The organism is Phytoamicus setariae, from assembly GCF_016722925.1.
GTDB classification, from domain to species: Bacteria; Pseudomonadota; Alphaproteobacteria; order Rhizobiales; family Rhizobiaceae; genus Rhizobium_E; species Rhizobium_E setariae.
The window spans coordinates 1-10,782 of sequence record NZ_JAEQNC010000016.1; the positions used below are offsets into that span (position 1 = coordinate 1).

Annotated in this window: 7 protein-coding genes; 1 reads left to right on the forward strand and 6 read right to left on the reverse strand. The window is 58.1% G+C overall.

Annotated features, from left to right (window positions below):
* From JJB09_RS22500 to rpsL, 4 genes are all read right to left on the reverse strand, one after another.
* Positions 1 to 426, reverse strand: a 426-nt coding sequence (locus JJB09_RS22500) for a GTP-binding protein (RefSeq protein ID WP_201663340.1), incomplete at its 3' end; no start/stop codon positions are given.
* A 67-nt stretch (positions 427 to 493) separates the two neighbouring features.
* Positions 494 to 2,593, reverse strand: coding sequence for an elongation factor G (gene fusA, locus JJB09_RS22505; RefSeq protein ID WP_201663341.1), 2,100 nt, complete (start codon positions 2,591 to 2,593; stop codon positions 494 to 496).
* A gap of 24 nt (positions 2,594 to 2,617) precedes the next feature.
* Positions 2,618 to 3,088 (reverse strand): 30S ribosomal protein S7, encoded by a 471-nt coding sequence (rpsG, locus tag JJB09_RS22510; protein ID WP_201663342.1) that lies wholly within the window; start codon positions 3,086 to 3,088, stop codon positions 2,618 to 2,620.
* A gap of 76 nt (positions 3,089 to 3,164) precedes the next feature.
* Complete coding sequence (rpsL, locus tag JJB09_RS22515; protein WP_137153564.1) at positions 3,165 to 3,536, reverse strand: 30S ribosomal protein S12; 372 nt, start codon at positions 3,534 to 3,536, stop codon at positions 3,165 to 3,167.
* Positions 3,537 to 4,119: 583 nt separating this feature from the next.
* Here rpsL and JJB09_RS22520 point away from each other — a divergent pair.
* Positions 4,120 to 4,410 carry a transcriptional regulator gene (locus JJB09_RS22520; RefSeq protein WP_201663343.1) on the forward strand — a complete coding sequence of 97 codons (291 nt, stop codon included), beginning with the start codon at positions 4,120 to 4,122 and terminating at the stop codon, positions 4,408 to 4,410.
* Between the two features lie 39 nt (positions 4,411 to 4,449).
* Here JJB09_RS22520 and JJB09_RS22525 read toward each other — a convergent pair whose 3' ends face one another.
* Together JJB09_RS22525 and rpoC are read right to left on the reverse strand one after the other, a co-directional pair.
* Positions 4,450 to 5,895: a calcium-binding protein gene (locus JJB09_RS22525; protein ID WP_201663344.1), complete on the reverse strand. Its 1,446-nt coding sequence runs from the start codon at positions 5,893 to 5,895 to the stop codon at positions 4,450 to 4,452.
* 489 nt (positions 5,896 to 6,384) lie between these two features.
* Entirely contained in the window at positions 6,385 to 10,590 is a 4,206-nt protein-coding gene (gene rpoC, locus JJB09_RS22530; protein WP_201663345.1) for a DNA-directed RNA polymerase subunit beta', read from the reverse strand.
* Positions 10,591 to 10,782 lie beyond the last annotated feature (192 nt).

Sequence of the window (10,782 nt, forward strand, 5' to 3'; positions counted from 1 at the left end):
GAGAAGCTCGGCGTCGTCGACCTGGTCGACCTTGTTGAGGAACACGACGATCGCCGGAACGCCAACCTGACGAGCGAGCAGGATGTGCTCGCGGGTCTGCGGCATCGGGCCGTCGGCAGCCGAGCAAACCAGGATCGCGCCGTCCATCTGCGCAGCACCGGTGATCATGTTCTTGACGTAGTCGGCGTGGCCGGGGCAGTCAACGTGGGCGTAGTGGCGGGCCGGCGTTTCATATTCGACGTGCGCCGTCGAAATGGTGATGCCGCGTGCCTTTTCTTCCGGAGCGGCGTCGATCTGGTCATACGCCTTGAACTCGCCGAAATACTTGGTGATCGCGGCCGTTAGCGACGTCTTGCCGTGGTCGACGTGACCGATCGTGCCAATGTTGACGTGCGGCTTGTTCCGCTCAAACTTGCTCTTACCCATTGTAAGCTCTCCATTCTATCACCCCATGAGGGGTTGCAATTTCTTCAATTCGTTTGGGGTATTCCGATCAACGCTGACCGGAATACTTAGCCTGGATTTCCTGGGCGACATTCGCAGGAACCGGTGCGTAGTGATCGAACGTCATCGTGTACTGGGCGCGGCCCTGGGACATCGAACGCAGCTTGTCAACATACTTGAACATGTTGGCGAGCGGCACATTTGCGTTAATCACGACAGCAACGCCACGTGCTTCCTGGCCCTGGATCTGGCCACGACGGGCATTGAGGTCACCGATGCAGTCACCCACATAGTCCTCAGGCGTCACGACTTCGACCTTCATCATCGGCTCGAGAAGCTGAGCACCGGCCTTCTTCGCGGCTTCGCGGAAGCAGGCGCGGGATGCGATTTCGAACGCCAGAACCGACGAGTCGACATCATGGAAGGCCCCGTCGATCAGCGTCGCCTGGACACCGAGCATCGGGAAGCCAGCCAGCGGACCGGAGCTCAGAACGCTGAGGATACCCTTTTCGACGCCTGGGATGTATTCCTTCGGCACCGCACCACCGACAATCTTGGACTCGAACTTGAATTCGTCGCCATCGGGATTCGGCTTGAAGACGAGCTTGACGCGGGCAAACTGGCCAGTACCGCCAGACTGCTTCTTGTGAGTGTAGTCTTCGGTATGCTCGCGCGTGATCGTTTCGCGATAAGCGACCTGCGGCTCGCCGACGGTTGCTTCAACCTTGAACTCGCGACGCATGCGGTCAACGAGGATATCGAGGTGAAGTTCACCCATGCCGGCGATGATTGTCTGGCCGGATTCTTCGTCGGTCTTGACGCGGAACGAAGGATCTTCGGCCGCCAGGCGGCTAAGCGCAAGGCCCATCTTTTCCTGGTCGCCCTTGGACTTCGGCTCGATGGCGATCTGAATGACCGGCTCGGGGAATTCCATGCGTTCCAGGATGACCGGCTTCAGCGGATCGCAGAGCGTGTCACCGGTCGTGGCATCCTTGAGGCCAGCGAGCGCGACGATGTCGCCAGCAAAGGCTTCTTCGATGTCTTCGCGGCTGTTCGAGTGCATCTGCAGCATACGGCCGACGCGCTCGCGCTTGTCCTTGACCGTGTTCATCACAGACGAGCCCTTCTCGAGCTTGCCGGAATAGATGCGGCAGAACGTGAGCGAACCGACGAACGGGTCGTTCATGATCTTGAAGGCCAGCATCGAAAGCGGCTCGCTGTCGTCAGGGTGACGTTCGATTTCGGCTTCGGTCTTGAAGTCGATGCCCTTGATCGCCGGTATGTCGAGCGGCGACGGCAGGTAATCGACAACGGCGTCGAGCAAAGGCTGAACGCCCTTGTTCTTGAAGGCCGTGCCGCAGAACATCGGATGGAACTTGACGTCGATCGTGCCGCGACGGATGAGCGCGCGGATCTGGTCGTTGTCAGGCATGTTGCCTTCGAGGTAGGCTTCCATCGCGGCTTCGTCGATCTCGACAACGGTCTCGATCAGCTTTTCGCGATATTCTTCAGCCTTGGCCTTCATGTCCTCGGGGATCTCGACGACGTCCCACTGGGCGCCGAGCGATTCGTCGCGCCAGACCAGAGCGTTCATCTCGATCAGGTCGACGACGCCCTTGAATTCGGCTTCAGCGCCGATCGGCAGCTGGCAAACCACAGCGGTCGCACCGAGACGGGTCTTGATCATCTCCACCGAACGATAGAAATCGGCACCGGTCTTGTCCATCTTATTGCAGAAGATCATCCGCGGGACGTTGTACTTTTCAGCCTGACGCCAGACGGTTTCGGTCTGCGGCTCAACACCGGCATTGGCGTCGAGCAGCGCAATGGCGCCGTCGAGAACGCGGAGCGAACGCTCGACTTCGATGGTGAAGTCGACGTGGCCTGGTGTGTCGATGATGTTGAAACGACGAGCCTTGCCGTCACGGCCTTTCCAGTAGGTCGTGGTGGCAGCAGACGTGATCGTGATGCCGCGTTCCTGTTCCTGCTCCATCCAGTCCATGGTGGCTGCGCCGTCATGAACTTCGCCGATCTTGTGCGACTTGCCGGTGTAGTAAAGAATACGCTCGGTGGTCGTCGTCTTGCCGGCGTCGATGTGCGCCATGATACCGAAATTGCGGTAGTCTTCGATTTTATATTCGCGAGCCATAACAGACTGCCTCTCTTTCGATGATTACCAGCGGTAGTGCGAGAACGCACGGTTGGCTTCCGCCATCTTGTGCGTGTCTTCGCGCTTCTTCACAGCAGAACCGCGGTTGTTCGCGGCATCCAGCAGTTCGCCGCAGAGGCGATCGATCATCGTGGTTTCGTTGCGCTTGCGGGCAGCAGTGATCAGCCAACGGATCGCGAGAGCCTGACGGCGCTCGGGACGAACGTCGACCGGAACCTGGTAGGTGGCACCACCGACGCGGCGCGAACGGACTTCGACATGCGGCGCGATGTTGTCGAGCGCCTGATGGAAGAGACCGATCGGCTCAGCCTTCGCCTTCGCCTGGGCAGCGTCGAACGCGCCGTAAACGATGGTTTCAGCGACGGACTTCTTACCATCATACATGATGGCGTTCATGAACTTGGTGACCACCAGATCGCCGAACTTCGGGTCCGGGTTGATCTCGCGCTTTTCTGCTTTATGACGTCTGGACATATCTATCGTCTCTTAACTGTTGCTGGCGCTCATCACGCGGAGAACCTCGCGCAGCGCCGAATTCCGTTAATCCGAATTACTTCGGACGCTTCGCACCGTACTTGGAGCGGCGCTGCTTACGGTTCTTGACACCCTGAGTATCGAGAACACCGCGGATGATGTGGTAGCGAACGCCCGGAAGGTCCTTTACGCGGCCGCCGCGGATCATCACAACGGAGTGCTCCTGCAGGTTATGGCCTTCGCCGGGAATGTAGCCGATGACTTCGAAGCCATTGACCAGGCGGATCTTTGCAACCTTACGAAGCGCCGAGTTCGGCTTCTTCGGGGTCGTTGTGTACACGCGGGTGCATACACCACGCTTCTGCGGGTTTTCCTGCAGAGCAGGCACCTTGTTGCGCTTTACCTGTGCCTGACGTGGCTTGCGGATCAGCTGGTTTACGGTAGGCATGTAACCATCCCTTTAGAAAACTGTTTTCCTAACCCTTTCGGGCCATACGACGCCGTCTCCGGCACTTTCCACACAATACATCATGCGCAAAAACCGGACCGATCCACCATAGTTGGCAGATGACCCGAAAAAACAGAGGATACCCCTCGTAAAAGGAGCATCATGCGTGCAGCAATCTCGTATCAACGTGCTTTAGCGAACCTTGTTTGGAGCGAACTTCAGGACGCGTCGTCCCGAACCAGCCAGCCCCACATCGGCTCTGATGGGCCGGGTACTAAAGCCATTCACCTTTACAGTCAAGGGCCTCCGGTAATATTTTGCTCCGAAGCGCTGGAAACCACGGACTTGCAAGCGTGGCACCATTCTCAGCCGGCCTGCAAAACACCGCCTTGCGGGCAATTTACCACTTAACCTCCCGTTAACACAATATTCCGTTTGAACGGCGTCGGCTAAAGCGATAATTTGCGGCGATTGGGCCGGTGGATTGTCTTTGTCCGGTCACTTCTGATTCTTAAGACAGAATCACAAGCAACTGCGCACCAGGAGAAACTCCGCTGCCCGCGCCAACAGGAAAGAAAATGCCATGGAAGACGCCGTCAACGACAACGACCCTAAAGAGGGTTTCGTCTTCATCATCATTGGCAAAGCATATGCAGAAGGCGACAACGAGGGTATCGACATCCATGTGATGCTGCGCGCGCCTGACGACGACACCGCGGTGCGCGACGCGCTGAACGCCCTGTCGGAAGAGGGCTTCCACGAGGCCGACCTCGACCAGATCGGCACCATCATGGGTGAACCCGACGAAGAGCCACATGCTTCGGCTTATCAGGGTGCACTCGAGGGCGAAGTGGCGATCATCCGGTTTAGCTAGGATCGCGCACCTTTGCGCGATCTAGCTGCAGGCGAGGTTTCACAAGAGCAGATCGCCACCGACAAGGTCGACCGTACCTTTCAGTTCGAGCGCAAAATCAGCCGTTCCATCGCCATTGGCATCTCCCAACAGGAATGTGTTGTTGCCGGCCTGCAGATAGCGCAGTTCGCCTGCGACGTTGCTAAACGCGTTGGTGCCTATGAAGCTCAGTCCATTGATTGCAGAGAGATCGATTTGATCGTTCCCCTGCTCGAAATCGTCGATGACGCTGTGCGTTCCACTTCTGGTGCCGATGCTCAAGGACGTGAGAAAGACGAAGGTGTCGTCGCCATCTCCGCCCTCGAGCGAGTCTCCCGCAGCACCCGCCGTCAGGATGTCATTGCCTCCCTTGCCATTGGCCCAACCTCCTGAAGAACCCAGTGTCAGCTTGTCGTCGAAATCTCCGCCTCCGAGCGCTTCAATGCTCTTTGTCGTTTCAGTGTTGCCGAAGCCGTCATCCTTGATCTGGTTGCTGGTTAGAGACAGATCAACTTCTACACCGTGTTGCCCCAGATCCTCCCACCAGTCGAAGTTCACTTCATCCTTGCCCTTGCCGCCATCGAATGAATCGACGCCGCTGATACCCCTAAACTGGTTATCACGGCTGTCTCCAGTAAACCTGTCGTCAAAATAGGTGCCGTAGACTGCCTCGATGTTTTTGACTTTGTCGATCGTGCCGAAACCATCCAGAATTGTGCCATTGGCTAGACTGGCGACAATACCATCGTCACCATTAAAGCGTTCGTCTCGGTGATAGCGCAGCTCATCCCACCCTCCGCCACCATCGATGACATCCGCCCCTTTCATTCCAGCAAAGGCTTCGTCACGACTGCTGCCTTTCATCACATCCCGGTAGACCGAACCATCGAACTCCTCGAACCTGGTGTCGAATTTGTCCTTGTCGCCCCAACTGTCTGATATTGTTCCCTTGGTCGCATCCAGAGTGATGCCGTGCTTGTCATCTGCACTCCAGAAAGTGCCTGCAAATGATATTGTGTCCCAACCGGCACCGCCCCTCATCGTATCGTTGCCCTCGGAACCTGCCATATAGGACCCTGCTTTCCCCGCCACGATCAGATCATTTCCGTGGTTTTCGCCGAAACCGAAATCGTTGCCGACGTTGCTTCCGTAGATCTTGTCATTGCCGGCCGTGAGCTGTGTCATGAACTCCCAAATGTCGTCATTCTTGATAAATGCTTGCGAAAGCTTGCGTGCGTCGAAGGTGCCGTCTGACACGGAAATCAGGGTGCCGCCGCTGCCATCCAGGAACAGTACACCCGTAACTTTGCCCTTGGTGATATTGTCCCCCGCAAATGCAAGCCCATTCCCCTGCAAGACAATCTGGGCGCCGCTCACATCCTCATAGACCGCCCTTTTTCCGGTGTGAGATTTCAGCACAAGGCTGGTTTCATCATAGAAATCTCCGAAGAAGCCATATTCCGGCATCGCGTTGCCGACCTTTATCCTGGCCACAGTCATCTCCTCCCTTTACATTACCGGGATGGTTCCCGCGAAAGGCACTCACATCCATAGCGCCGAGATCTGCAATGAAGCCGGTTGGGGTGGCATGTTGGATAAAGATCCCTCCCCGGCTTGCTATCCGGATAAACATATTGGCAATTTGCCCGACGCCGATTGAGATGAACTGGCACAACTTAAAATGACGGGCAACGGCGCTGCCGCAGTCAGCATGGACGCAGGCTACAGACGCGGCCGGGCATTCCCCAGCGACAGATCGCGGTAAGGCGCAGATACAAGTATTCGGCGGCAAGTAACGGATAACATACTTATTTTAGATCTTTATTACAAGCGCTGCGAGGTATTAGGTCGTTACGGTTAAGTTGCCCGGAAGAAATGCTGCTTGAGCAGGATGGTCGCAACAAAAAAACCGCCGGGCTGCCCCGGCGGTTTTCAATTCTAGTACTTGGTCAGCGATTATTCGCCGGCAGGAACTTCGCTTGCGAGGTCCTGCAGCATCGGGGTTGCGTCTTCCGCACCCGAGCCACGCTTGCGCTCTTCGAGGATCATGTCGTCGCGGGCCATGGCGATCCGGCGGATCTGGGTCATGGTGCCGCCAGTACCGGCCGGGATGAGGCGGCCGACGATGACGTTCTCCTTAAGGCCCTGCAGCGTATCACGCTTGCCGGCGATCGCAGCCTCGGTCAGCACCTTCGTCGTTTCCTGGAAGGACGCGGCGGAGATGAACGACGGGGTCTGCAGCGACGCCTTGGTGATACCGAGAAGGACAGGCTCGCCGTAAGCAGGCTTCTTGCCTTCCTCGATCAGGCGCTCGTTGACTTCCTCCAGTTCAATCCGATCGACGTTGTCGCCCGGAATATAGGTGGTGTCGCCCTGCTCCGTGATCTCGACCTTCTGCAGCATCTGGCGAACGATCACCTCGATGTGCTTGTCGTTGATCAACACGCCCTGCAGACGGTAGACTTCCTGGATTTCATTGACGAGATAGGAAGCGAGTGCCTCCACGCCCTTGATGGCCAGAATGTCGTGCGGCGCCGGGTTGCCATCGAGGATGTAGTCGCCCTTTTCGATGAAGTCGCCTTCCTGAAGGTGGAAGGGCTTGCCCTTCGGGATCAGGTATTCGACCGGCTCGACACCGTCTTCCGCTGGCTCGATGATGACGCGACGCTTGTTCTTGTAGTCACGGCCGAGGCGGATCGTACCATCGATTTCGGCGATGATCGCGTGATCCTTCGGGCGGCGTGCTTCGAAGAGTTCGGCAACGCGCGGCAGACCACCGGTGATGTCCTTGGTCTTGGCGCTTTCCATCGGCGAACGTGCGAGCACGTCACCCTGGGAAACCTTCTGACCCGGCTCGACCGAAAGAATGGCCTCGACGGACAGGAAGTAACGGGCGTCACCACCACGGGCGAGCTTCAGGATGTTGCCGCTCTCGTCCTTCAGAACGATTGCCGGCTTCAGATCCGTCCCGCGCGGGGTCGAACGCCAGTCGATTACCTGGCGCTTGGTGATACCCGTGGATTCGTCGGTCGCTTCGAGGACCGAGATGCCGTCGACGACATCTTCGAACTCGATACGGCCGGCGACTTCCGTCAGGATCGGACGCGTGTACGGGTCCCACTCTGCAAGACGCTGACCGCGACGAACCTTGTCGCCGTCATCGACATGGATCTTCGAACCGTAGGCGACGCGCTGCGAGGAACGTTCCACGCCGCGCTCGTCCAGGATCGTGACCGCCATGTTGCGGCCCATGGCGACGAGAACGCCTTCTGAGTTGCGCAGCATGTTGCGGTTCTTGATCTGGATCGTACCCTCGTAGGAGGCTTCCAGGAACGAGCTGTCGACCACGGTTGCCGTGCCACCAAGGTGGAACGTGCGCATGGTCAACTGGGTGCCCGGCTCGCCGATCGACTGAGCGGCGATGACGCCGACAGCTTCACCCATGTTGACTGGCGTTCCGCGAGCAAGGTCGCGGCCGTAGCAGACGCCGCAGATGCCGGTGCGGATTTCGCAGGTCAGTGCCGAACGGATACGGACCGACTGGATACCGCACTTCTCGATGGCGATGACATCGATTTCCTGGATCATCGTACCGGCCTTGACGATGTTCTCGCCAGTCAGCGGGTTGTCGATGTCATCCAGTGCCGTACGGCCGAGGATACGCTGGCCGATGGAGGCAACGACCTGGCCGGCGTCAACGATGGCGGTCATGGTCAGACCGGTCTCGGTGCCGCAATCGACATGCGTGACGATGCAATCCTGGGCGACGTCGACAAGACGACGCGTCAGGTAACCGGAGTTCGCCGTCTTCAGCGCGGTGTCTGCAAGACCCTTACGGGCACCGTGGGTCGAGTTGAAGTACTCGTTAACGGTCAGACCTTCCTTGAAGTTCGACGTGATCGGCGTTTCGATGATCGAGCCATCCGGCTTGGCCATCAGGCCGCGCATGCCGCCGAGCTGGGACATCTGCTTCGGAGAACCACGAGCCCCCGAGTGGCTCATCATGTAGATCGAGTTCATCTGCTTCTGACGACCGCTCGGCAGGAACTCAACAGCCTTCAGGCGCTGCATCATTTCGTCAGCGACCTTTTCGGTCGCCTTGCCCCAGGCGTCGACAACCTTGTTGTACTTCTCGCCCTGGGTGATGAGGCCGTCGTTGTACTGCTGCTCGTATTCCTTGACCAGGCTCTCGGTGTCATCGACGATCGTGTACTTCGATGCCGGGATGACCATGTCGTCCTTGCCGAACGAAATGCCGGCGCGGCAGGCGTGGGCAAAGCCGAGCTGCATGATGCGGTCACAGAAAATGACCGTGTCCTTCTGGCCGCAATGGCGGTAGACCGTGTCGATCATCTTGGAGATGTTCTTCTTGGTCAGTTCCTGGTTGCAGACATCGAAAGGAACGTCAGGGTTCTTCGGCAGCAATTCGCCGACGATCATGCGACCAGGCGTGGTCTCATAGATCTTCGAAACGGGGTTGCCCTCGCGATCAACGGTCTTGAAACGACCGCGGATTTTCGAATGCAGCGTGACCACCTTATTTTCGAGCGCATGCTGGAGTTCACCGAGATCGGAGAACACCATGCCTTCGCCCGGCTCACCCTGTGCGACAATCGACAGGTAGTAGAGGCCGAGGACCATGTCCTGTGACGGAACGATGATCGGTGCGCCGTTGGCCGGGTGCAGGATGTTGTTGGTCGACATCATCAGCACGCGGGCTTCAAGCTGGGCTTCCAGCGACAGCGGCACGTGAACAGCCATCTGGTCGCCGTCAAAGTCGGCGTTGAAGGCGGTGCAGACGAGCGGATGCAGCTGAATGGCCTTGCCTTCGACCAGCGTCGGCTCGAACGCCTGGATGCCCAGGCGGTGCAGAGTCGGTGCGCGGTTGAGCAGGACCGGATGTTCGCGGATGACCTCGTCGAGAATATCCCAGACTTCCGGCTTTTCCTTTTCGACCAGCTTCTTGGCCTGCTTGACGGTCGAGGAGAAACCCTTGGCGTCAAGGCGTGCGTAGATGAACGGCTTGAACAGTTCGAGCGCCATCTTCTTCGGCAGGCCGCATTGGTGCAGCTTCAGTTCCGGGCCGGTCACGATGACCGAACGGCCGGAATAGTCGACGCGCTTGCCGAGCAGGTTCTGACGGAAGCGGCCTTGCTTGCCCTTGAGCATGTCGGACAGCGACTTCAGCGGACGCTTGTTGGCGCCGGTGATGACGCGGCCGCGGCGGCCGTTGTCGAACAACGCATCGACAGCTTCCTGCAGCATGCGCTTTTCGTTGCGGATGATGATGCCCGGGGCGCGCAGTTCGATCAAGCGCTTCAGACGGTTGTTACGGTTGATGACGCGGCGATACAGGTCGTTCAGGTCCGAAGTCGCGAAACGGCCGCCATCCAGGGGAACAAGCGGGCGCAGGTCCGGCGGGATCACCGGCACGACCTTCATGATCATCCATTCCGGCTTGTTGCCGGATTCCATGAAGTTTTCGACGATCTTCAGACGCTTCATCAGCTTCTTCTGCTTCAGATCAGACGTCGTTTCCGCCAGATCCGTGCGCAGTTCGCCAGCGATCCTTTCAAGCTCGAGGCTCGCCAGCATCTCATAGATGGCTTCAGCGCCGATCATGGCGGTGAACTGGTCTTCGCCGTACTCGTCAACAGCAAGCATGTACTCTTCTTCCGAGAGCAGCTGGTGTTCCTTGAGCGCGGTAAGGCCGGGCTCGGTGACGAGATAGTTTTCGAAGTAAAGAACGCGTTCGACATCCTTCAGCGTCATGTCGAGCAGCGTCGAAATGCGGCTCGGCAGCGACTTCAGGAACCAGATGTGGGCGACGGGCGCGGCAAGCTCGATATGGCCCATGCGCTCGCGGCGAACGCGCGACAGCGTGACTTCGACGCCGCACTTTTCGCAGATGATGCCCTTGTACTTCATGCGCTTGTACTTGCCGCACAGGCATTCGTAATCCTTGATCGGACCGAAGATGCGCGCGCAGAACAGACCGTCACGTTCCGGCTTGAATGTGCGGTAGTTGATGGTCTCCGGCTTCTTGATTTCGCCGTAGGACCAGGAAAGAATCTTCTCGGGCGAAGCGATCGAAATCCGGATGGAGTCGAACACCTGCGCCGGGGCCTGCGGGTTGAAAAGATTCATGACCTCTTGGTTCATGCCTGTCTCCTTGGGGTCGCCATACCCTGAAAATGGAAGCGGGGCTGGTTTTCTGGAGCAAAAACCCGCCGCCTCCTTAATGTTTCATACCGCTTCTCGCGGCGTTTCACCGTCCTGATCCGCTCGACGCATTGACATGCGAAACGGAAAAACGGCGAGGCCGCGCGCAAAACATCAGCTTTGCGCGCGGCA